The 22,280-nt window shown below is 38.9% G+C and carries 23 protein-coding genes; all 23 read right to left on the bottom strand.

Translation table 11 applies throughout. The features are described 5' to 3' along the window. Window positions 1-131 precede the first annotated feature (131 nt). The 23 genes from murA to atpE all read right to left on the bottom strand — a co-directional run bounded on the left by murA (window position 132) and on the right by atpE (window position 22,237). Complete coding sequence (gene murA / locus U473_RS11735; RefSeq protein ID WP_068726585.1) at window positions 132-1,433, bottom strand: UDP-N-acetylglucosamine 1-carboxyvinyltransferase; 1,302 nt, start codon at window positions 1,431-1,433, stop codon at window positions 132-134. Between the two features lie 47 nt (window positions 1,434-1,480). Continuing rightward, window positions 1,481-2,215 carry a YwmB family TATA-box binding protein gene (locus U473_RS11740; RefSeq protein ID WP_068726587.1) on the bottom strand — a complete coding sequence of 245 codons (735 nt, stop codon included), beginning with the start codon at window positions 2,213-2,215 and terminating at the stop codon, window positions 1,481-1,483. 195 nt (window positions 2,216-2,410) lie between these two features. Beyond that, the gene (locus tag U473_RS11745) at window positions 2,411-2,644 is read right to left on the bottom strand and encodes a DUF1146 family protein (protein ID WP_068726589.1); all 234 of its coding nucleotides are present in this window, start codon (window positions 2,642-2,644) and stop codon (window positions 2,411-2,413) included. Between the two features lie 5 nt (window positions 2,645-2,649). Next, a complete protein-coding gene (locus tag U473_RS11750) occupies window positions 2,650-4,719 on the bottom strand; it encodes a S8 family peptidase (protein WP_068726592.1) in 2,070 nt (689 codons plus the stop codon). Window positions 4,720-4,853: 134 nt separating this feature from the next. Further along, on the bottom strand, window positions 4,854-6,269 hold the full coding sequence (locus U473_RS11755) for a S41 family peptidase (protein ID WP_068726594.1): 1,416 nt from the start codon (window positions 6,267-6,269) through the stop codon (window positions 4,854-4,856). A 290-nt stretch (window positions 6,270-6,559) separates the two neighbouring features. Continuing rightward, window positions 6,560-8,089, bottom strand: coding sequence for an NADH-quinone oxidoreductase subunit NuoN (nuoN, locus tag U473_RS11760; RefSeq protein WP_068726596.1), 1,530 nt, complete (start codon window positions 8,087-8,089; stop codon window positions 6,560-6,562). A 4-nt stretch (window positions 8,090-8,093) separates the two neighbouring features. Continuing rightward, window positions 8,094-9,659, bottom strand: coding sequence for a complex I subunit 4 family protein (locus tag U473_RS11765; protein ID WP_068726598.1), 1,566 nt, complete (start codon window positions 9,657-9,659; stop codon window positions 8,094-8,096). After that, window positions 9,659-11,500 carry an NADH-quinone oxidoreductase subunit L gene (nuoL, locus tag U473_RS11770; protein WP_068726600.1) on the bottom strand — a complete coding sequence of 614 codons (1,842 nt, stop codon included), beginning with the start codon at window positions 11,498-11,500 and terminating at the stop codon, window positions 9,659-9,661. The genes U473_RS11765 and nuoL overlap by 1 nt, the downstream gene beginning before the upstream one ends. A 22-nt stretch (window positions 11,501-11,522) precedes the next feature. Then, on the bottom strand, window positions 11,523-11,831 hold the full coding sequence (gene nuoK / locus U473_RS11775) for an NADH-quinone oxidoreductase subunit NuoK (protein WP_068726603.1): 309 nt from the start codon (window positions 11,829-11,831) through the stop codon (window positions 11,523-11,525). Beyond that, entirely contained in the window at window positions 11,832-12,338 is a 507-nt protein-coding gene (locus U473_RS11780) for an NADH-quinone oxidoreductase subunit J (RefSeq protein WP_068726605.1), read from the bottom strand. Beyond that, a complete protein-coding gene (nuoI, locus tag U473_RS11785; protein WP_068726608.1) occupies window positions 12,338-12,760 on the bottom strand; it encodes an NADH-quinone oxidoreductase subunit NuoI in 423 nt (140 codons plus the stop codon). The genes U473_RS11780 and nuoI overlap by 1 nt, the downstream gene beginning before the upstream one ends. Before the next feature lie 17 nt (window positions 12,761-12,777). Beyond that, entirely contained in the window at window positions 12,778-13,776 is a 999-nt protein-coding gene (gene nuoH, locus U473_RS11790) for an NADH-quinone oxidoreductase subunit NuoH (RefSeq protein ID WP_068726610.1), read from the bottom strand. Continuing rightward, complete coding sequence (locus U473_RS11795; protein ID WP_068726612.1) at window positions 13,776-14,882, bottom strand: NADH-quinone oxidoreductase subunit D; 1,107 nt, start codon at window positions 14,880-14,882, stop codon at window positions 13,776-13,778. The genes nuoH and U473_RS11795 overlap by 1 nt, the downstream gene beginning before the upstream one ends. 5 nt (window positions 14,883-14,887) lie before the next feature. Continuing rightward, a complete protein-coding gene (locus tag U473_RS15295) occupies window positions 14,888-15,388 on the bottom strand; it encodes an NADH-quinone oxidoreductase subunit C (protein ID WP_068726615.1) in 501 nt (166 codons plus the stop codon). Then, window positions 15,381-15,905, bottom strand: coding sequence for a NuoB/complex I 20 kDa subunit family protein (locus U473_RS11805; RefSeq protein ID WP_068726617.1), 525 nt, complete (start codon window positions 15,903-15,905; stop codon window positions 15,381-15,383). The genes U473_RS15295 and U473_RS11805 overlap by 8 nt, the downstream gene beginning before the upstream one ends. Beyond that, window positions 15,896-16,267 carry an NADH-quinone oxidoreductase subunit A gene (locus tag U473_RS11810; RefSeq protein WP_068726620.1) on the bottom strand — a complete coding sequence of 124 codons (372 nt, stop codon included), beginning with the start codon at window positions 16,265-16,267 and terminating at the stop codon, window positions 15,896-15,898. Before U473_RS11810 ends, U473_RS11805 begins: the two co-directional genes overlap by 10 nt. 297 nt (window positions 16,268-16,564) lie before the next feature. Next, window positions 16,565-16,969, bottom strand: a complete 405-nt coding sequence (locus tag U473_RS11815; RefSeq protein WP_068726622.1) for a F0F1 ATP synthase subunit epsilon — start codon at window positions 16,967-16,969, stop codon at window positions 16,565-16,567. 31 nt (window positions 16,970-17,000) lie between these two features. Further along, entirely contained in the window at window positions 17,001-18,407 is a 1,407-nt protein-coding gene (gene atpD / locus U473_RS11820) for a F0F1 ATP synthase subunit beta (protein ID WP_068726624.1), read from the bottom strand. A 27-nt stretch (window positions 18,408-18,434) separates the two neighbouring features. Next, complete coding sequence (gene atpG / locus U473_RS11825; protein WP_068726627.1) at window positions 18,435-19,298, bottom strand: ATP synthase F1 subunit gamma; 864 nt, start codon at window positions 19,296-19,298, stop codon at window positions 18,435-18,437. A 67-nt stretch (window positions 19,299-19,365) separates the two neighbouring features. Further along, on the bottom strand, window positions 19,366-20,883 hold the full coding sequence (gene atpA, locus U473_RS11830) for a F0F1 ATP synthase subunit alpha (RefSeq protein WP_068726629.1): 1,518 nt from the start codon (window positions 20,881-20,883) through the stop codon (window positions 19,366-19,368). A 16-nt stretch (window positions 20,884-20,899) separates the two neighbouring features. Then, window positions 20,900-21,445 (bottom strand): F0F1 ATP synthase subunit delta, encoded by a 546-nt coding sequence (locus tag U473_RS11835; RefSeq protein WP_068726632.1) that lies wholly within the window; start codon window positions 21,443-21,445, stop codon window positions 20,900-20,902. Continuing rightward, window positions 21,442-21,927, bottom strand: coding sequence for a F0F1 ATP synthase subunit B (gene atpF / locus U473_RS11840; protein WP_201024191.1), 486 nt, complete (start codon window positions 21,925-21,927; stop codon window positions 21,442-21,444). Before atpF ends, U473_RS11835 begins: the two co-directional genes overlap by 4 nt. A 94-nt stretch (window positions 21,928-22,021) precedes the next feature. Then, window positions 22,022-22,237, bottom strand: coding sequence for a F0F1 ATP synthase subunit C (atpE, locus tag U473_RS11845; RefSeq protein ID WP_068726637.1), 216 nt, complete (start codon window positions 22,235-22,237; stop codon window positions 22,022-22,024). Window positions 22,238-22,280: the final 43 nt, after the last annotated feature.

Consider the following 22,280-nt stretch of genomic DNA (forward strand, 5'->3'; position numbering starts at 1 on the left):
GAACCGACTAGTCAGTTCTCAATCCAAATTCTATCATATTGGTTTTTACGAAAAAAATAAAGAGGAAAAATAAAAAACAGAAGGAAAAAATCCTCCTGTTTTCATCTTAGTATATCTAATTTTTTAATTCATTAAGATATCCAAAGGGGTTGCAAGCTTTGGGCTGACTTTACTTCATCGGCTACTCGCTCAATATCTGCACCTAGTGCTTGAAGCTTGCCAACAAAGTTTACATACCCACGGTCAATATGGTGTAGTTCGGTTACTTCTGTTTCACCAGTTGCAACGAGCCCCGCAATGACAAGGGCTGCTCCAGCACGTAAATCTGTGGCTTGAACCCTTGTACCAATTAGTTTAGCATTACCCTCGACCACTGCTGTTCGACCTTGGATTTTGATATTGGCATTCATTCTTTTGAATTCTTCAACATGCATAAAACGATTTTCAAAAACAGTTTCCGTGATCACACTTGTTCCGTTTGCAATTAATAATAATGCCATCATTTGCGATTGCATATCAGTAGGGAATCCAGGATGAGGTAACGTTTTTAAGTCAACTGCCTTCAATGGATGTGTTGCTTTTACACGAACACCTTGTTCCTCTTCTAGTATCTGAACGCCCATTTCTTCCAGTTTAGCAATCACGGGTTTTAGATGGTCAATGATTGCATTTTCAATGAGTACATTGCCACCAGTAATCGCAGCAGCCACCAAGAAGGTTCCTGCTTCAATTCTGTCAGGAATAACAGAATGCTGTGTCGCGGTTAATCGTTCTACTCCTTCAATACGAATGGTTCCTGTACCTGCACCGCGAATTTTCGCTCCCATTCCATTCAAATAATTGGCTAGATCGACGATTTCTGGTTCTTGCGCAGCATTTTCAATGGTTGTAACTCCATTCGCTAATGTAGCTGCCATCATAATATTTTCCGTTGCACCTACACTTGCATAATCTAGGTAGATTCGTGCACCTGTTAATTTGCCATCAATAGAGGCGTCAATATAGCCTTGACCAATACTTATTTTTGCACCCATTGCTTCAAAACCTTTTAAGTGCTGATCTACAGGGCGGCTGCCAATGGCACATCCTCCAGGCAAAGCTATACGAGCATGCCCTTTTCTCGCAAGTAATGGTCCCATGACTAAAAAGGATGCTCTCATTTTTCTGACTAGGTCGTATGGTGCTTCTGTTCGCACAATCTTTGTCGCATTGATTCTAACGACTTCATTTTTGTAATGAACATCTAAGCCAATAAAAGATAATACATCTATAATGGTGTAGACATCATCTAAGGACGGAACATCATTAATGATGCTTTCTCCTTCTTCCCCTAGAATTGATGCAGCAAGGATCGGCAGTACTGCGTTTTTCGCACCATGTATTTTGACGCTGCCGGATAATTGCCTTCCACCGCGGACGATGATTTTTTCCAAAGTTGTTCCCTCCGCGCTCATTTTTCATTTCACATTTTCTCATACTATTAATATTCAACAATGATGATCGGCGTTCCCACTGTAAGCACTGTTCTTCGTTTTAAAACATCTAAATGGGTCGCCACTTGAATATTCATTTTCTGATTCCCTGTCCAAATCGATTGTCTAATTAAAGTTGAAAAGGCTGAGACGCTTTTGACTAGATCTGTGTCTAATTGCTCTACTTTCTTTGCCTTTAGATTATGTAGGATTTGATCAATCAGGACAAGCTGAGTACCATTATTTATTTTATCATCGATACTTCCTTGGATACAAGAGTTAATTTTAGGAGAAATTTGGTTTTCTTGTAATGTTTGATACAATTTTTGATAATACATCGACATCTCTTCTAGCGATTGGTTCCCTTTTAGCTGGAAGATGAGATACATCTCTTTTGTTTGCGCATTTTGACGTTTTAGTTGTAATTCAACTTCTGTTTCTTTTCCCCATGTTCCTTGGCTACGATAAAACTTTTGCAATCCAATCGTTTGTAGCTGATTTTGTTCGGCTAGTTCTAAAGCTTTACTTAATTGATTCCCAAGATCTAACCATTGGTGATCATCCTGATAGATGCCATATGGAATCCCAACATGTAGCCAATATTGGTCTAATGCTGCATTTGTCTTTTTGAATGAGTTAATCACAAATTCTATATCCTCTTGCGATTCTCCTTGAACCGTAAGACCTAAAATGAAGGTCATTGACAATATAAAGATAAGGACTATTTTCCCCTTTTGATTCATTTTTTCTCCTCCCACACCATTTTCGTCGTCAAGATTGTATATTCCATAATTGGAATATCCAAACTTTTTTATTTGTTAACCATTGTTCACACTTATGGGAGAAGATATACTTTTGTGGGGTTCCAAAAGGTAAGAAATGCATTCCTGAAAGTCGCTTCTTTTGTAATATACATTCTCATTCATCTTAAATAAAATTTAAAACATACTCTTTACATTAAATGACCATTGTAAATAATTGATGAAAAATTGAGCCATTTGGTATCCGATGACGATGGACAAAATAATCTGCAGTGCTTTGGTTTGTGGGCTTTTGGGATTGTAGGTAAAAAGGTCAAAACGGATACTCTGTAATGCCCACCAAGATATTCCGATGCTTACAAGTGTTAAAATAATCCCCATTAAACTGATATAGCCAAAATAGGTTGTCATCTTACTCACCTCGCACTTCTATTTGGTAATTCTTTGATATGATCTCTTAAATAAAATTGATACGGGTTATGGGAAAACTCTCCTTTTATTCGAAGTCGATAAGTTCCTTTTTTTAATTCTAATTGCTCTTTCCAAGATGTTTGTTTTTGATTCCAAATGATTTCGTAGTTATCATCATAAAGCGTTACATCTGCCTCTTGTTCTGCTAAAAAGTCGAAATCTAGTTGGTTAGACATTTGTTTGATTTCAAAAATGAACCAATCTACATCTTGATCATTGGATAGGATGCCTTCCATTTTTCTGTTAGAGGGAGTGATCCTTGTCGCGTTACTTGATAGGTTATTCGGTTCATGAATATCTCCATCCATATCTTTAAATTGTAGCTGTAAGGTATATTCTCCATTCACACCATAGCCATTATAATCAGAGATTTGAATATAGTAAGTACCTGGTCTTGCAAAAATAGTTCCTTCTTCTGCTTTTCCTGAACCATAGCTGTCGATTTCAATCGCTTTTTTCCCTTCTGGTTGAATACGAATCACAGGATCCAATCTTAAGGTGTCAACAGATACTTTTGCCTTTAGCTCCCCATTACTTGGTATGTAAAGTTTATACCAATCTAAATCTTGATCCTTTTCCAATGTTCCTTTAATCGGCTCAGATAAGTGTTGAATCTGATAAGCTTGCCATGGTCTATCATTGTTTTCATAATTATCCTTATAAATGGTATATTTCGTAGAAACGGAGTAAGATATCGCTTCATTCCTAAGTTGCTCATTGATCGTTTCCCTATCAGGTGTCATTTCTTTAACAGTTGTTGAAAGACTGATTTTTAAATAAGTCGTTCCCTTTGGTAGATCGATATCAATGGTTAAATTTTTGTTGATTGGATAAACCAACGGTTGTTGATCTTCTGAATTCGCTGGTTCTAACTCTAATTGAAGAGCAACGTTAGGTTCCTGCTTTAATTGAATATTCAATTGAACTTTCCCTCGATAAGGCAATAATAACTGATACCAATCATGATCATTGACTCCAGCAATTTGGGCGTTAATTGTATCTTGCAATGGAATAGGGGTTGCTTTGTCTTTTGTTTGGTTTTGTTCATATCCGTCCTTTATGGTCGATAACGGACTTGTTAATGCTTTTGCGACATTAATTCTTCCATAACCTGTTAGGATATCCCACCCCGGCCTTCCTACATCATCAGCAGTAAATTTAATCAAATCTCTAACCTCTGCTGGAGTTAAAATAGGATATTTTTGATAAATTAAAGCAGCTAACCCCGCTACTTGTGGTGCTGCCATCGAGGTTCCCACATTCGAAGTATACCCTCCACCTAATTTGGTTGTATAAATCCCTTCACCAGGCGCAACAACATCTAGCTGTTGACCGTAATTGGAATAGGTTTCGTAATCGTCCTCTAAATCTACCGCACCCACAGATAGTACATTGGCAAATGCTGATGGGTAATTTAATCGATTTCCTTCGTTTCCAGATGCTGCAACGACTAGTACATCTTTAGATTCTGCATAATCTACGGCTTCCTTCATAAAAGGTGTATAGATGGGTTCGCCTAAAGATAGAAGAACAATCTTTGCCCCATTGTCGACCGCATAACGGATCCCTTGTCCAACTAAGAAAGAGTCTCCTTCCCCTTGTTCATCTAATACTTTAATTGGCATGATTTTGGCATTCCATACTAATCCTGCTATCCCTTCATCATTATTACCAATCGCTCCAACAATTCCTGCCACATTGGTTCCATGGCCATTGTCATCTTGAGGTGGCATCTTTTTATCAATCAGATTTATCCCTTCAACCAAGTTAGCCTTTAAGTCAGGATGGTACAGATCTACCCCTGTATCAAGGATGGCAATGGTCACCTCGCTGGTGTTTACTTCCTCCCATCCTAAAGGTGCTTTAATTTGTTGTAAATAAAGTTGTTTATCAATATTTTTATCATTTGGAACATTCCCTATTAGCACTGCATTTGCTCTTAAGAATGTCATATTTACGATAAGTCCTATGATTAGAATTGCTAGCAACCGTTTCTGTTTTTTTAAAAGCTCCATTTTGCTCCACTCCATCTTTTCCGAACCTATATGAAAAGAAAGTTATGCTTTCTTGTCCCCAAAAAGAAAACGTATCACACGGAAAATTGTGAACGTGCAATACGCTATATGACTTTGTATTTCATTTTAACATATTATGGGAGATAAATCGTTAATATTTCTTGCTTTTTGTTTATTTTTAATTCTGGTAAGTGTTTGGTTAATTCTGCTAATGTAAGAAAACTCTGACCGTCCTTGATCATGAAACCAGCACTTTTACCCTTGGTTAGTACCATTTTCGTTTTACCAATGACAACGTCTAAACTTGAGGATTTGGAATTCCAAAAAATTTTACCGCCTAAGGCATGAACGAGTGGCCTTAAGGCAACATAATCTTTATTATTCTCCTGAATCCAGTTGCTACCGATTGCTGATACAAAAATATTTTTTTCACCTAAGGTTGTTATGGCTGTTGAAAGTTGTTGATCGACTTCTTCTACCATGATATCTGGCTTGATTCCTATTTTATTCATTTTGTTCTTTTTCGGTGTGAAATATTCATTGGTCGTTAGCTTGAGATAGCCACCGTTTTCTAACCGAATTAAACTTTGGACAACCCCTTTACCAAAGGAATTGGTTCCAACAATAGTTGCTTTATTATAATCTTTTAAAGCACCTGTTAAAATTTCTGAAGCACTTGCCGTCCCTTCATTGATCAGTACGACCATCGGTGAATTCCAATCTGTTCCTCCTTGAATAGCTAATTCCTCTTCTTGTTGTATATTGTCCTTGACATAAACGATTGGGCCTTCTTTGATGAAATTTTTAGATATTTTAAGTGCAGCATCTAAATATCCACCTGGATTATCCCGCAAGTCGAGGATTAGCTTCTTCATTCCTTTTTCCTTTAATTGTTCTAAGTGTTGTTTGAATTCATCTGCTGCTCGTTCACCAAAGGCGTATAGTCGGAGATACCCAATTTCTTTGGTTAGCATTTCCGATTCTACAGAAGGTAGATATACGTCCCCACGAGTGATGGTTTTAGTCATGGTTTCTTTATCTCTTTGAATTACCATGGTAACGGAAGTTCCTTCTTCTCCTTTAATCTGGTCTGTAACCTGTTCAAGTGTTTTTCCTTCAGTTGAAATACCTTCTACTGATTTGATCAGATCGCCAACTTGAAGTCCTGCTTCTTCGGCAGGTGAGCCAGGAATGATCGTTTGAACCGCGATTCCCTCTTCATTCTTCTCTACAACAACGCCAATACCGACAAAAGAACCATTTAAACTGTCTGTAAAGGATTGATACTCTTCATCTGTAAAATAGGCTGTATATGGATCCCCAAGGGTGTCAATCATTCCCCAAATCGCCCCTTGCATCAATTCATCTGGATCTACACCTTGTAAATGATAATATTCGATCAGTTCATAGATTTCATTCATAATCGCTTTCTGTTTTTCTAGCGAATCTTGATCTTCTGCTTGTGCCACATTTGGCATTAAGCTAAACAGGGATAAGACAAGAATGATTGCGATTATTTTTTGTTGGATAGATAACCATTTCTTTGACATTGTTTTGCCTCCTCTTTTTCTCTTGTTTATCTAATTCGGCAACAAAAGGTCAATTCCTTCATTCGATCATGACCAAATAGTACATAGTTTGTATATTCCAGTGCGCTCCGTTGTCCGTGTATTTCTCTGAATGAAAAATAAGGTGAGAAATACACTCCCAAAAGTCGCTGCTTATGGAATATACAAACCCTATGTTAATGAATGAAGGTGAGTATATTCCAGTGCGCTCCGTCAAAAAAATACCCACTAAAGAGGGGGTCTCCTTAGTGGGTATTGTGTACATTAGAATCTTATTGACCAAGAGTAAGCATATTGAAAAGGTCAAAGTTTTTTGTTATAAAGTCTAGCATTACGTTTGGTACAAGACCGATGACGAAAGTTCCAATGAAGGTCAAGAGAATCACGAATTGCATGCTAAATGGAATACTAAGCTTTGCTTCGGTGTGACCCGGTCTCATGTACATTTGACGTACAATATTAAAGTAGTAGAAGTATGAGATTACACTTGTTGCTACCATGATACCAGCTAACCAGTAAGATTTAGTAGTTAAGGCACTGATGAAAATGTTGAACTTACCAATGAATCCAGCCGATATTGGAAGCCCTGCGAGTGACATTAGGAAGAAGGTCATCGCGATGGCCACAAATGGACTACGATGATATAATCCAGCAAAGGATTTCAGATCCTCTGTACCTGCATCTTTATTTACAATCGTGATGACTGTAAATACACCTAGATTCATAAACAAGTATGCCATCAAGTAGAAAATGATATTGCGAATATCAACAGAAATCAGTTGCTCACTTGCCATCGTCATGGTTGCAAGAGGAACTAAAAGATAACCAGCTTGTGCCACACTAGAATAGGCCATCATTCGTTTGACGTTGGTTTGGCGAAGTGCCAATGTATTACCAATGATCATCGTTAGTCCAGAAATGACTGCTAAGAAAAGAGTCATTTTATTGAAGAAGAAGAAAACTGGATTATTGTTTACTACTTCTACTACGATTGGTGTGAAGACGGTAATAAATAAGCGAATGATAATCGCAAAACCAGCTGCTTTAGAAATGACGGATAAGAATGCAGTAACTGGTGTTGCTGCTCCTTCATATACGTCTGGTGACCACATGTAGGAAGGAACTGCAGAAATCTTGTAGCTCAGTCCCACAAGCATCATAAAGAAGCCAAGATAAATATAGAAGTCAAATCCACCATTAAAAGCTTCCTGAATTCGTTCAGCGATGACAAAGATATTCGTACTTCCGGTTACACCATAGATAAAAGATGTTCCGTAGAGGAAGATCGCTGAGGAAACTCCACCAATAATCACATATTTATATGCCGCTTCGTTTGATTTTAGATTAAATTTGCGAATACCTGCCATAATGTAAGATGAGATACTTAATAATTCTAAGCCAATATATAGTGTAATGATATCTGCCGATGAAGCCATAAACATTGCTCCAAGTAAGGCAGTTAAAAACAAGTAGTAAAATTCACCATCATGTTTGATTTCTTTTTTCTCTACATAATTGATTGACATCACTAACACAAACAATGTTCCGACTAAGAAAATCAATTTGAAGAGACTTGCGAAACTATCCACACGATAAGAACCCTCTAGCAATTCTTGTGCTGGCTGACCGAGATCTTGAATCACAAAGTAAAGGGATAGAATGATACCAATGATGCTTAACCATCCAAATACCTTACGATCTCCTTTACGCATCACTAAGTCAGCAAAGGTTAAGATTACTGCAACAATAGCAATGGTTAGTTCAGGAGCGAGTAGCCCCCAGTTTAACTCTAATAGATTCATAGGTCTACCCTCCTATCCTAGTCAATAAGGATTGCAACGTCGTTTGTAGAGGCTCACTTAGTATGGCTGGGTATACCCCAATCAAAATGATTAGTCCAATGAGTACTACCATCGGGATCACTTCAAGAGAGCGTGCATCAGTTAATCCAACTAATTTCTCTGCCGTTGGCCCATAAGTAACCTTTAAAGTAGCTCGTAGTAAATAAGCAGAGGTTAATACGATACCAATCGTACCAAACGCAGCGATCACTGGTTTTTCACCAAATAAACCTAAGAAGGTTAGGAATTCACTGACAAATCCAGACATCCCAGGTAGACCTAATGAAGCGAGAGTTGCCGTTAATAAAATTCCACTCGTGAATGGCATCGTTTTAGCTAAACCACCCAGTTCATCCATCTTTGCGGTATGAACACGACTGTAAATCACCCCAACAAGATAGAACATCGATGCTGAGATAAATCCGTGGGATACAATTTGGAAGACAGCGCCTTGAAAACCAAATGTATTCATTGCTGCTAATCCCATCAAGATAATTCCCATGTGGCTTATACTTGAGTAAACAACAACCATTTTGTAGTCATCTTGTACGAAGGCGATAATTGCTCCATAGAAGAGGTTAATGATACCCAAGATCGCTAAAAAGGTTGAATACTTACCAATGAGGTCTGGGAAGAAGGAATACTCCATTCGAAACAGACCGTATGCACCAATCTTTAAGAGCACTCCAGAAAGAATCATACTCATTGCTGGTGGTGCTTGATAGTGTACCTTTAGGATCCATGAATGCAATGGGAACACAGGTAGTTTAATTCCAAAGGCAACTAATAAAGCAAAGAATACACCATAACGGAACCAATCGCTAAACGCTACATTTCCAGTTTGTTTTGCCATTTCAAAATATGGTGATGTTGGATCCGTTAAATTATAGATAATGGTTGGAATATCCGTCGTAAAGGTTGGTGTTTGCGTACCTGAAACATAACCCGCATTAAGCATCAAGGCAATAAACGCAATCAGCATAATCGCTGAACCTAAACCATTGTAAAGCAAGAAGGTAAAGGCTGCATTTTCCCTTTTATCTTGACCCCAAATCCCTACTAAGAAGAACATGGTGACTAAACTAATTTCAAAGTAAATAAAGAACAAGAAGAGGTTTTGTGCCATAAATACGCCATATAATCCAATTTGCATGAGGAAGAAAATCGTAAAATATTCCTTCCAACGCTTACTAATCATATTGGCTGCTGCAATGGCTGACATTAATGCAACGATTGTCGCCAAGACAACAAGTGGCATCGATAAACCATCTACACCCATACTATAGTTAAATTCTAAAACACTTGCTCCTATATTGATGTGAATCCATGGAATATTTTCAAGGAATTGCACACCAGAATCTGCACGATCAAAACCAATAAATAAGCCAATAGCCAATACTAATGGAATCAATGTGACAAGGATACCAATCATTTTGATTGTTCCTACTCTATCTTTTGGAACAATTAATAAGAGTAGGATTCCTAGTAATGGCGAGAAGGTGATCAGTGAAAGTAAACCGAATGAGCTCATTATCCTAACAACCTCCCTGCCGTCAAGCTAATGAATAGCAATACTAATCCAATAATGGTAATTAGACCGTATGCCTGTACTTGACCATTTTGTAATCTTGCTCCAAGTTTTCCAATCGCAACGGAAATATATGCTGTTAATTGGACGAGTCCACCTACAACATAGTGATCGAAGAATTTTAAAATATACCCAAAAATAGTGTAAGGACGAATAACCCCTGCTTGATATGCCTCATCCACATAATACTTATTGTAAAGAAGCTTGTGTAATCCAACAGGTTCATCGGTTTTCACCTTTTTATTACGGCCATACATTACCCATGCTAAGGCAATACCAAAGAAAGCTGCAATAATGGATAAGGCCATAATCCAACCAGGTCCATGAACTTCTTCAGCGATAGTACCCTCTGCGCCTAAATATTCACCAAATCCAGCATATACAAAGTATCCAGAAACGATCGCTAACCCAGCAAGAATCATCATTGGGAATGTCATATTAAATGGTGATTCATGGACATGATGGTTATTATGACGTGGTTTACCTGTAAATGTTAAGAAATAAAGTCTAAACATATAGAATGCGGTCATTATCGCTGCAATTAAGGCTAACCAGAATAAAATTCCATTTCCGCTTTCCCAAGCAGCCATTAAAATTTCATCCTTGGAGAAGAATCCGGATAATCCAGGTACCCCAGCAATTGCTAGAGCGCCGATTAAAAACACTGCTCTTGTAATCTTCATATCCTTGCCTACTCCGCCCATTTCTTTAATATCTTGTGTTCCTACTGAATGGATTACACTACCTGCTGCTAGGAACAAAAGTGCTTTAAAGAAGGCATGTGTAAATAAGTGGAATACTCCAGCAATATATCCGAATGAGCCAAGTGCAAGCATCATGTAGCCTAATTGGCTGACAGTTGAATAAGCTAACACGCGTTTAATATCATTTTGCACCAAACCAATTGACGCAGCAAAGATGGATGTAAAGCCACCGATAATCGCTACAGTCATCATAGCAGTTTGAGAAGCTTCAAATAATGGATAAGTCCGTGCAACTAAGTATACACCGGCAGCAACCATCGTTGCCGCATGGATTAACGCTGAAACAGGTGTAGGACCTTCCATCGCATCTGGTAACCATATATGTAATGGGAATTGACCAGATTTACCTACTGCACCAAAGAATAGTAAAATCGCTACTAAAGTGATGAAGCCAGGAGCTAATGCACCAGATTCCGCAGCTTCAAACACTCCTGCATAGTCAAAGGTTCCTGTCTTCCAGAAGATTAAGGAAATCCCAATGAATATACCTAAATCCCCTATTCTTGTTGTGATAAACGCTTTCTTTGCTGCTGCTCTAGCTGATGGTTTAAAGTAATAGAATCCGATTAGTAGGAATGAGGTTGCCCCTACTAATTCCCAAAAGATATACGCTTGTAATAGATTAGGTGAGATCACAAGGCTTAACATGGAAAAGGTAAATAGCGCTAGATAGGAATAAAAGACTGGAAAACGCTCATCTCCATGCATATAACCTTTTGAATAAATATGAACCATTAAACTTACAAGGGTAACGACGAATAACATCATCGCGTTTAATTCATTGATTTCAAACCCCATTGTAAAAGTTTTGTCTCCAACTTTAAGCCAATCTATGTTGTAGAGATAGTTCTCTGCTCCACCTAACTTTTGGATAAAGACCCCTAATGCCAAAGCAAATGAGGCTAATAATGAGACAATACCTACGTAGGCTGCACCTTCCTTGAGCTGACGACCAAAAGCGACTAACAGCACGAAGGAGATGAGCGGAAAAAGTGGAATTAACCATGCAATTTCAAACATTTGATCACCATTCCTTCATATTTTATCGCTTCATAATATCCATTTCGTTTACATTGATGGTCGCCTTATTACGGAAGACTGCCATCAAAATCGCAAGTCCAACCGCTGCTTCTGCAGCAGCAACTGTGATTGTAAATACTGTAAAGATTTGACCTGTAATATTTGCATATAAACCAAACCGGGAGAATGCGATTAAGTTCACATTGACTGCATTTAGCATCAATTCAACTGATAATAGAACAATAATCGCGTTCTTCTTTGATAATAATCCATATATACCGAGAGAGAATAATATCGCTCCGACTGCTAGATAAGCCCCTAAAGGTACCATCTATTCTTCACTCTCCTTTTTTGCCAACACAATTGCTCCTACAAGTGCAACAAGTAGAAGAACGGAAGCAAGCTCGAATGGAATGACATATTTAGTAAAAACAGTTTCCCCAATAGCCATCACATTGTTTGCTCCAAGATCTGAGGTTTCAGTTGGCCAATACTTATTCGTGATAAAAATTCCATATAGGAAGAACCCGCCAACCATGATCGTACTTAAAATAGAAAGGGCAGTATGCCATTTTCTCTTTATTTTAACCCCTTCGTCTTTATGTTGAGTCATCATCGTACCCATTACCATCATGATTGTAATTGCGCCTGCATAAATAAGCACCTGCACAAAAGCAAGATATTCCGCTTTTAACAAGATGAATAACCCTGCTACACCCATGAAAGATAAACCGATTGAGAGGACCATATGAACAACCTTATTCAGGTTCAACATAAAGACTCCCCCGCTGATAGCCATCAGTGCGAACAGGAAGAAAGCAATATATTGACCGGTCATCAATGATTCTCCTCCCTCACATTTTGATTATTGTTGTCTAACCATTTAAGGTCTTTAAGCAAGTTATCACGGCTATACGTTGCTAATTCATAGTTATTGGACATGACAATTGCTTCAGTTGGACAAACCTCAGTACATAAATCACATAAGATACAAATTTCGAAGTTAATATCGTATGTGTCAATCACTTTACCTTTTTTCTCAGGATCTGGATTTGGTTTCCCTACTAAGGTAATACAACCGGTTGGGCATATTCTTGCACATTGGTTACAGACGATACATTTGTCAGGTTCAAAATGTTGGATGCCACGAAAGCGCTTGGGCATAATAACTGGCTCATCTGGATACTTATATGTTACTTTTGGCTCTTTTAGCTGCTTCAAAGTAAATCCTAATCCTTTAAAAAATCCTGTACCCCACACGTGAATTTCACCCCGCTTTAAAATATCGTTTTAAACAATGCTGTAACCATCACGTTTAATAGTGCTAATGGAATTAACACTTTCCAGGCAAACCCCATCAATTGGTCTGTCTTGACACGTGGGAAGGTTGAACGAGCCCAGAATAGATAGAAAACGAGCATTAAGAACTTAAGAATAAACCATACAATTCCAGGTATAAAATCTAAACCAAATGGAGCATCCCAGCCTCCAAAGAATAGAACGGTCATTAAGCTGGATAAAGCAAATATATAAACATACTCAGATAACATAAAGAATGCGAAACGGAAACCACTATATTCAACATGGTATCCAGCAACTAATTCGTTTTCTGCTTCTGGTAAGTCAAATGGTGTACGGTTTAATTCAGCATTTCCCGCAATCAAGAAGATAATAAATCCTAAGAATTGTGGGAAAATGAACCAAACGCCATTTTCTTGTTGTGCTTTTACGATATCTATTAAGTTTAGACTACCTGTCATTAAAACAATGCCTAAAAAGGACATAATCAATGGAACTTCATAACTAATCATTTGTGCGACAGAACGCATTCCACCCATGATCGAGTACTTATTGTTAGAAGCCCAACCACCTAGTAAAATACCCGTAATCGTTAAGCTAGATAAAGCTCCATAATATAGGAGTCCGACGTTTACATCGGCAAAATATAATTTCTCTGTATATGGAATGACAGCGATAATGGCAAATGCTGGTGTATAAGCAATAATTGGTGCGATTAAGAAAAGGATTCGATCTGCTTTTGCAGGAACAACGTCCTCTTTAATCATAAGCTTTAACACGTCCGCTACCGTCTGAAATAATCCATATGGTCCTACACGGTTAGGGCCTTTACGTAGTTGCATCCAACCGATTATTTTACGTTCAAAGTAAATCGCATACATAACAAATAATAGAACGACTAATAGAACAACAACTGCTAGTAAAATCATCAGGAATAAATTAAGCCATGAAAAAGGTTGAGATAAAAGAGCCTCCATTAAGCGTCAACCTCCCCTAATACAATATCGATCGCCCCTAGAACGGCAGGGATATCGGCCATCGTCCTGCCAATCAATAACTTAGGCAAGAGCTGTAGATTTACAAAGGAAGGTCTTCTAAGTTTTAAACGGTATGGTTTGTCTTTTCCTTTGCTCACAAGATATACACCTAATTCTCCTTTAGAGGATTCCATTCTTGTGTAAACTTCTCCTTCAGGTGCTCTGAGTACCTTTGGCACTTTACCCATAATTTCGCCGGATTCTGGAAATTGCTCTACTGCTTGTTCAAGGATTCGTAAGGATTGAACCATTTCCTCCATACGTACCATATAACGATCATAAACATCACCTGTTGTACCTACAGGCACGTCAAACTCAAATCGATCATAAATCGAGTAGGTTTGGTTTTTACGAATATCAAATTTTACATTGGAACCACGTAACACTGGTCCTGATAAACCATAGTTAATCGCAGTTTCCCCATCATATACCGCAATATTTTTAACACGTGCTAAGAAAATTTCATTCCCTGTTACAAGTGTGTGATATTCTTTGATCTTTTCTCTCATATATGGTACGAATTTGCCAACCTTTTCAATCCATCCTTCAGGCGCATCCCATTTTACCCCGCCAACTCTCATATAGTTGAAGGTTAGGCGTGCACCGGAAAGTTCATTTAGCATATCAATAATCATTTCGCGATCACGGAATGCAAATAAGAATGGAGAAATCGCTCCTAAGTCTAAAAGGTTAGTTCCCCACCATACCAAGTGACTTGCAATCCGACTTAATTCCATCGCAATAACCCTTAAGTATTCGGCACGCTCTGGGACTTGAACTCCCATTAGGGTTTCAACGGCCTGTACTAGGGCATAGTTATTGGTCATGGAGGATAAGTAGTCTAAGCGGTCTGTATAGGGAATAATTTGAGTATAGTTAAGATCTTCTGCTAATTTTTCTGTTCCTCGATGTAAGTAACCGATAACCGGAATGGCTTCTTTTATGATTTCTCCATCTACTTTAACCACAAGACGGAATACTCCGTGTGTACTAGGATGTTGTGGTCCAACGTTAAGCAGCATTTCTTCAGTACGAAGTTCTGCCATTTCTTTTACACCTCCTCATCGTATGGCTTGTAATCTTTCCTTAATGGGTGTCCTACCCAATCATCTGGAAGTAAGATACGAGAGATTTGGCGTCCGGTAAATCCTATTCCTAACAAGTCATAGGCTTCTCTTTCATGCCAATCTGCTGTTGCCCAAATATCCATTACTGTCGGTACACTCCCACCATCGCGCTCTGTTTGTACTTTTACTGTTAAGTATTCATCGCGAGAATAGGAATAAAAGTGATAGACTACTTCCATATATTTTTCATAGTCAACACCTGCTAGATTCATAAGATAGTCAAACTTCATCTGGTCATGACTATGTAGAAGCTTTGCAACATCATGCCAATATTCTTTATCAATCACCAATACAGGCATATGAGCGTTTGGTTCATTGATAAATGATTCTTTAATCGCTGCCTCGCCTACTTGCTCTGTAATGATGTTAATATACGCATCAAGCTTTGGCTGATTTGGTGAAGGTACTTTAACTTCATCAGACATTTTCGATTGGCACCTTCTTTCCAGTCTTCGCTTCATAACGAATCTTTTCTTGTAATTTGTTTACACCATAGATAATGGCTGCTGGACTTGGAGGACAACCAGGAATGTATACATCAACTGGAACAATTTGGTCAACCCCTTTGACCACTGAATATGAGTTGACATATGGACCACCTGCTGTTGCACATACCCCAATTGCTACGACCCACTTTGGTTCTGCCATTTGTTCATATAAGCGGCGGACAAGTGGAGCCATTTTCTTTGTTACTGTTCCAGCTACCATCATGACATCTGATTGACGTGGTGATGCACGGAAAATAACACCAAAACGGTCAAAATCATAGTGTGAACCACCTGTTCCCATCATTTCAATCGCGCAACAAGCAAGACCGAATGTTAATGGCCATAGTGAATTACTACGCGCCCATCCTTTTACTTGTTCTAATGTGGTTAATAACACATTACGCTCTAATTCTTGTTGTTCTTCTGGTGTGATACCTTCAAGATTTATTCCCATGTTAACACCTTCTTCTTCCAAGCGTATGCAAGGCCAACCACAAGCATAAAGATAAAGATCGTCATTTCAATCAATGAAAATAGACCTAGTTTATCAAATGCGACGGCCCAAGGATAAAGGAATACGGTTTCAACATCAAACACTACGAACAATAATGCAAAAAGATAGTATCTGACATTGAACTGGACCATGGCGTCTCCTGTAGGGATAATACCACTTTCATACGTTGATGTCTTTCCTTTAGTAGGATTATGTGGTCTTAAAAACGGACCAATGACCCAAATCGTAGCAAATGGCAAGAAGATCCCTAAAAGAAGGAAGATAGCCATCATTAGATAACTGTTGCCATAAATCTGCTCCATCTACACTTCCCCTCCACGAAATATTTTAATATCTTAACCTTTGTTCACTTTGACAAATAAGTGAACAAATTGCTTTTCCATCTTCTATAATACTAAATTCCACTCTTTTTTCATAGGAATTTTTCTAATTTATTTGTGTATAAACTCACAATGTCTTACTCAACGTTATATATTTATGTTGTACAAAAAAAATTATGATCGGTATTGTATATTCCAACGCGCTCCGTTGTCCGTGCATTTCTTTAAATAAAATATGCGGTGAAAAAGCAGTCCTCGAACGAGAACTGCTTTTGATGTTTATTTTCTTTCTGATACACGGATACGGTTTAACGCACGCTGTAAAGCGGCTTGAGCACGTTTAAAGTCCCAGTCCTCTTTTCCTGTTGTGGCTAAACGACTCTCCGCTCTTTCCTTTGCAGCGATTGCCCGATTCACGTCAATTTCCTCAGGAAGCTCTGCTGTTTCTGCGAGAATAATTACTTTATTCTCATTTACTTCCAAAAATCCTCCACTGATCGCAATGAGCTGTTCTTTGCCATCTTTCTTAATGCGAACAGGAGAAATGACAAGAGGTGTTACAAAAGGAGCATGTTTCGGGAGAATTCCTAGTTCACCCATTTCCCCTCTTACAATCACCATGTTGACATCATCACTATACACCTTACGCTCAGGCGTCACGATTTCTAATCGAATCGTACTCATTTATTCATCCTTCCCTTCATCAGGGGTCCTGTTACATTTTCTTCGCTTTTTCCACAGCTTCTTCAATGGTTCCCACATAAAGAAAAGCTGCTTCTGGAAGATCATCGTGTTTGCCTTCTAAGATTTCCTTGAATCCACGAACCGTTTCTTTTACTGGTACATATTTCCCAGAGATTCCTGTAAATTGTTCAGCTACGTGGAATGGCTGTGATAAGAAACGTTGAATTTTACGAGCACGAGCTACAGTTAGTTTATCTTCATCGGATAATTCATCCATACCTAAAATCGCAATGATATCTTGAAGTTCTTTATAACGTGCTAAGATCTTTTGCACGCCACGAGCCACTTCATAATGTTCTTGTCCAACGATTGCAGGTGAAAGCATACGTGATGTAGAAGCTAATGGATCCACCGCGGGATAAATTCCAAGCTCAGCAATTTTACGATCCAAGTTGGTGGTCGCATCTAAGTGAGCGAACGTGGTCGCTGGCGCAGGGTCAGTATAATCGTCCGCAGGCACATAAATCGCTTGAATCGATGTAACAGATCCTTTCTTTGTGGACGTAATTCTTTCTTGTAATTGACCCATCTCTGTTGCTAATGTTGGTTGATAACCAACGGCAGATGGCATACGCCCCAATAGTGCTGACACTTCAGAACCTGCTTGGGTAAAGCGGAAGATATTATCAATGAATAATAAAACGTCCTGACCTTCATAATCACGGAAATATTCAGCCATGGTAAGACCAGTTAATGCTACACGCAAACGTGCCCCAGGTGGCTCATTCATCTGACCGAATACCATCGATGTTTTACTGATAACGCCAGAGTCCTTCATTTCATGGTATAAGTCGTTCCCTTCACGAGTCCGTTCACCAACCCCTGCGAAGACGGATAGACCACCATGTTCTTGAGCGATATTGTTAATTAACTCCTGAATTAAAACGGTTTTTCCTACTCCTGCACCACCAAAGAGTCCAATCTTACCTCCCTTTGCATAAGGTGCAAGTAGGTCAACCACTTTAATCCCTGTTTCAAGAATTTCTTCTTGTGTAGATAATTCTTCAAATGCGGGTGCCTTGCGATGAATTGGATGATATACTTCAGCGTTGACTTCGCCAGCTTCATCTACAGGCTGCCCTAACACATTAAATACACGCCCTAATGTTGCCCGTCCAACAGGAACATTGACAGGTTTTCCTGTATCTACCGCTTCCAATCCACGGACTAGTCCATCCGTGGATGCCATAGCAACGCAACGAACCACATTATCTCCTAAGTGAAGAGCTGCTTCAACGACAAGGTCAATGTCTTTTTCACCAGAAGATTGCGCTTTATGTTTAATAGTAATCGCATTATAAATTTCAGGTAATGAGCCACGTTCAAATTCTATGTCTACAACTGGACCCATTACTGCTACGATGCGCCCTGTGTTCATCGATGTACCTCCTTACGATTATAAAAATTAGGATAAAGCGTTGGCACCACCAACGATCTCAGAGATCTCTTGTGTAATCGATGCCTGTCTAGCACGGTTATAGTTCAGTGTTAAGGTTTGAATCATTTCTTCTGCGTTATCTGTTGCATTGCCCATTGCTGTCATCCTTGCACCATGTTCACTTGCTTTTGCATTCAAATAGGCACTATAGATTAGTGTTTCAGCATAACGTGGCAATAAACTTCCTAGCACTTGTTTGGCAGAAGGCTCAAAATCATATTGAGTCGCTGATCCTTCCTTTGTTTCCTCTAAATCCACCAAAGGAAGTAATTTCTTTTCCGTAGGAACCTGTTGAATCGCACTTATAAACTCGTTATAAACGAGGTATAATTCATCAAATAAACCCTCCGCATACATATTCACTGCTGTTCTAGCAATGTTTTTGATGTCAGCAAAAGTTGGCGAGTCAGAAAGTCCTACGATTTCACCAATTATTGGATAGTTACGCTTCTTAAAGAAGTCTCGTCCTTTACGACCAATTACGAAGATAACATATTCATCTACGGATTTGTGTCTTTCTTTGATCGCCATGGTTACTTTACGTAAAATATTTGCATTATAACCACCTGCTAATCCACGATCAGAAGTAATGACTAAATAGCCTGTTTTCTTTACTTCGCGAACTTCTAGTAAAGGGTGGTCAACTTGATCTGTTCCTGCGGCAAGTGCAGCGATTACTTCTTTCATTTTCTCTGCATAAGGGCGTGAACTTTCTGCCCTTTCTTGCGCACGGCGTAATTTCGCCGCATCGACCATCTTCATCGCCTTAGTAATCTGTTTCGTACTTTGGACACTTCTGATTCTACGCTTTATTTCACGAATTCCTTGCATTTTTTAGTTCACCACCTTAACAAACAATTTTGCCGATGCAAAGTTGTTCAGGAAGTCGAAATTGGAATTATGATTTTGAAGGAACAAAAGTCTTTTTAAACTCATCAATGGCACGAGAAAGCTTTTCTTCTGTATCACTTGCTAAGTCTTTTGTTTCACGGATCGTTGCTAAAATTTCTGGATGCGAAGTATCCATAAAGGTTAACAATTCTTTTTCAAAACGTTTTACATCTTCTAAAAGAACGTCATCTAAAAATCCTTTAATGGCTGAGAAAATAGAAACAACTTGTTTTTCAACAGGCATTGGTTGATATTGGTCTTGCTTCAAGATTTCCATTGTACGCTCGCCTCGTGTCAAACGAGCTTGTGTTGCTTTATCTAAATCTGACCCAAATTGAGCAAATGCTGCTAATTCGCGGTATTGTGCAAGGTCAAGACGCAATGTACCTGCTACCTTTTTCATCGCCTTAATCTGAGCGCTTCCTCCTACACGAGATACAGATAAACCAACACTAACTGCTGGTCGCATACCTGCATAGAAAAGATCAGACTCAAGGAAAATTTGGCCATCTGTGATCGAAATCACGTTTGTTGGAATATAAGCAGAAACATCTCCTGCTTGTGTTTCGATAAATGGAAGGGCTGTTAATGATCCTCCACCTAATGCATCACTTAATTTTGCAGCACGTTCAAGTAAGCGTGAATGAAGATAGAATACGTCTCCAGGATAAGCTTCACGACCTGGTGGACGGCGTAATAATAGTGATAGCTCACGATAAGCGGCTGCTTGTTTTGATAAGTCATCATATACAACGAGTACATGTTGCCCCTTATACATAAAGTATTCTCCCATTGAGACTCCTGCATAAGGTGCCAAGTACAAGAGTGGTGCTGGTTCAGAGGCATTAGCAGTAACTACAATCGTATAATCCATTGCACCGTGTTTACGTAGTGTTTCCACTACTCCTGCCACAGTAGATTGCTTTTGACCAATTGCAACATAGATACAAATCATATTTTGGCCTTTTTGGTTGATAATGGTATCAATCGCAATGGCAGTTTTACCTGTTTGGCGATCTCCGATGATTAACTCCCGCTGTCCACGACCAATTGGTACCATGGAATCAATCGCCTTAATTCCTGTTTGCATTGGCTCATGAACAGATTTACGATGAATAACACCAGGTGCTGGTGATTCAATTGGACGATACTCTGTTGTTTGGATTGGGCCAAGTCCATCTACTGGCTGTCCAAGTGGATTCACAACCCGGCCAAGTAATGCCTCTCCAACAGGTACTTCCATAATACGTCCTGTACGTTTTACTTGATCTCCTTCGCGGATCTCTGTATATGGACCGAGGATAATGACACCCACGTTATGTTCTTCAAGGTTAAGAGCCATTCCCATGACACCATTAGCAAACTCTAATAGTTCACCGGCCATTACCTGTTCAAGACCATGAATACGGGCGATTCCATCCCCTACCTGAATCACAGTACCAACGTCTGCAATTTCAATTTCTGATCGGTATGATTCAATCTGCTGTCTAATAAGCGAGCTGATTTCTTCAGGTCTGATACTCATTTTTCCACCCCTATCTTTAAACTCGCGATGCCACAAGGCTTCTTTTTATCTCATGTAATTTCTTTTTAAGGCTTCCATCGTATAGACGGTCTCCTATTCGGATGATCATTCCGCCTACAATCGTTGGATCAACGATATTATGTAAGCGAATTGTTTTCCCAAATTTTCTCTGAAGTGAGTGTTCGATTTCTTCTCTTTCAGTTCTCGCAAGTTGTACGGCGGTGATTGCAGTGACGTCTGCTATCCCGCGTACCTCATTTGCTAGTTTAATATATTCTTGTAAGACGCCTTCAAGATATTCTTCTCGTCCACTGTCTACAAGCTGAAAAAGGAAATTTTTTGTAATCAGATCAATCGATTCACCAAAAGCATTGTCGATGATCTGTTTTTTCTTTTCTCCTTCAACTAAAGGATGGCGTAAAAAGGAGAGAAAACCCTCTGTCTCATTGAATACTTTTGAAATGAGTTTTAAATTTTCTTCTACTTGTTCTAATAACCCCTTTGAATTTGCTACTTCAAATAACGCTTTCGCGTAACGTTTTGCAACAAGGCTATTCATCATAGGCTTTCCCCTACTTGTTTCATAAACTCATCAATCAATTTAGATTGTTCTTTTGTGTCAAGTTCTTTTTCAATAATTTTGGATGCTAGCAATACGGATAAGGAGCCTACTTGCTCACGTAAAGCTGCTACGGCCTTTTCTTGTTCAAGTTGAATCTCTTGAATCGCTTGATCTTTCATCCGCTCTGCTTCGCGTTTTGCAGTTTCCATAATTTCATCTGCTTGTTTTATACTAGAAACTCGAGCACGCTCAATTATTTCTTGAGCTTCAATTCTTGCCTTTTGGATGGCTTCGTTTTGCTCTTTAATCAATTGTTCAGCTTCTTGACGATTCTTTTCTGCCATTTTGATTTCATTTTGGATGCGTTCTTGCCGTTGAACCATCACATTGACCAATGGACCAAACGCATATCTCTTTAACAGGAGATACAGTAAGGCAAAGGCTAGAATCTGAATGATAAAACTGCCTAAAGCAATTTCCACAAAAGTCACTCCCTTCACAAATGAGTAAAAACGGGATACGAAAAAGGAAGGCGGGGACTTATTCTCCCCCCTACCAACTTATCTAAATGTCACATTATTTTGTGAATAGAATAATAAATGCAAATACGGCTACGATAATAGGTAATGCCTCGATTAGACCAACGCCGATAAACATTGTAGTTTGTAAGAAACCTCTAGATTCAGGTTGACGAGCAATCCCTTCTACTGTACGTTGAATAACCCATGCGTTTCCAAGACTTGCTCCTAAAGCTGCCAAACCAATAGCAATTGCTGCTGCTAATATTTCCATGAAAAATTTCCTCCTTAAAAATTAAATTTTTATTTTTATAAAT

Source organism: Tepidibacillus decaturensis, assembly GCF_001561915.1.
GTDB classification, from domain to species: Bacteria; Bacillota; Bacilli; order Tepidibacillales; family Tepidibacillaceae; genus Tepidibacillus_B; species Tepidibacillus_B infernus.

Coding starts and splice junctions, on each gene's coding strand:
- atpG (WP_068726627.1), bottom strand. CDS start 19,298: ATGCAAGGAATTCGTGAAATAAAGCGTAGAATCAGAAGTGTCCAAAGT.
- atpE (WP_068726637.1), bottom strand. CDS start 22,237: ATGGAAATATTAGCAGCAGCAATTGCTATTGGTTTGGCAGCTTTAGGA.
- U473_RS11745 (WP_068726589.1), bottom strand. CDS start 2,644: ATGACAACCTATTTTGGCTATATCAGTTTAATGGGGATTATTTTAACA.
- U473_RS15295 (WP_068726615.1), bottom strand. CDS start 15,388: ATGTCTGATGAAGTTAAAGTACCTTCACCAAATCAGCCAAAGCTTGAT.
- nuoN (WP_068726596.1), bottom strand. CDS start 8,089: ATGAATCTATTAGAGTTAAACTGGGGGCTACTCGCTCCTGAACTAACC.
- atpD (WP_068726624.1), bottom strand. CDS start 18,407: ATGAACACAGGGCGCATCGTAGCAGTAATGGGTCCAGTTGTAGACATA.
- nuoL (WP_068726600.1), bottom strand. CDS start 11,500: ATGTTTGAAATTGCATGGTTAATTCCACTTTTTCCGCTCATCTCCTTC.
- U473_RS11795 (WP_068726612.1), bottom strand. CDS start 14,882: ATGGCAGAACTTCGTACTGAAGAAATGCTGCTTAACGTTGGACCACAA.
- atpA (WP_068726629.1), bottom strand. CDS start 20,883: ATGAGTATCAGACCTGAAGAAATCAGCTCGCTTATTAGACAGCAGATT.
- U473_RS11740 (WP_068726587.1), bottom strand. CDS start 2,215: ATGAATCAAAAGGGGAAAATAGTCCTTATCTTTATATTGTCAATGACC.
- nuoH (WP_068726610.1), bottom strand. CDS start 13,776: ATGGAGGCTCTTTTATCTCAACCTTTTTCATGGCTTAATTTATTCCTG.
- U473_RS11815 (WP_068726622.1), bottom strand. CDS start 16,969: ATGAGTACGATTCGATTAGAAATCGTGACGCCTGAGCGTAAGGTGTAT.
- U473_RS11755 (WP_068726594.1), bottom strand. CDS start 6,269: ATGTCAAAGAAATGGTTATCTATCCAACAAAAAATAATCGCAATCATT.
- U473_RS11805 (WP_068726617.1), bottom strand. CDS start 15,905: ATGGGAATAAATCTTGAAGGTATCACACCAGAAGAACAACAAGAATTA.
- U473_RS11750 (WP_068726592.1), bottom strand. CDS start 4,719: ATGGAGCTTTTAAAAAAACAGAAACGGTTGCTAGCAATTCTAATCATA.
- nuoK (WP_068726603.1), bottom strand. CDS start 11,831: ATGGTACCTTTAGGGGCTTATCTAGCAGTCGGAGCGATATTATTCTCT.
- U473_RS11835 (WP_068726632.1), bottom strand. CDS start 21,445: ATGATGAATAGCCTTGTTGCAAAACGTTACGCGAAAGCGTTATTTGAA.
- U473_RS11765 (WP_068726598.1), bottom strand. CDS start 9,659: ATGAGCTCATTCGGTTTACTTTCACTGATCACCTTCTCGCCATTACTA.
- U473_RS11780 (WP_068726605.1), bottom strand. CDS start 12,338: ATGACCGGTCAATATATTGCTTTCTTCCTGTTCGCACTGATGGCTATC.
- U473_RS11810 (WP_068726620.1), bottom strand. CDS start 16,267: ATGGAGCAGATTTATGGCAACAGTTATCTAATGATGGCTATCTTCCTT.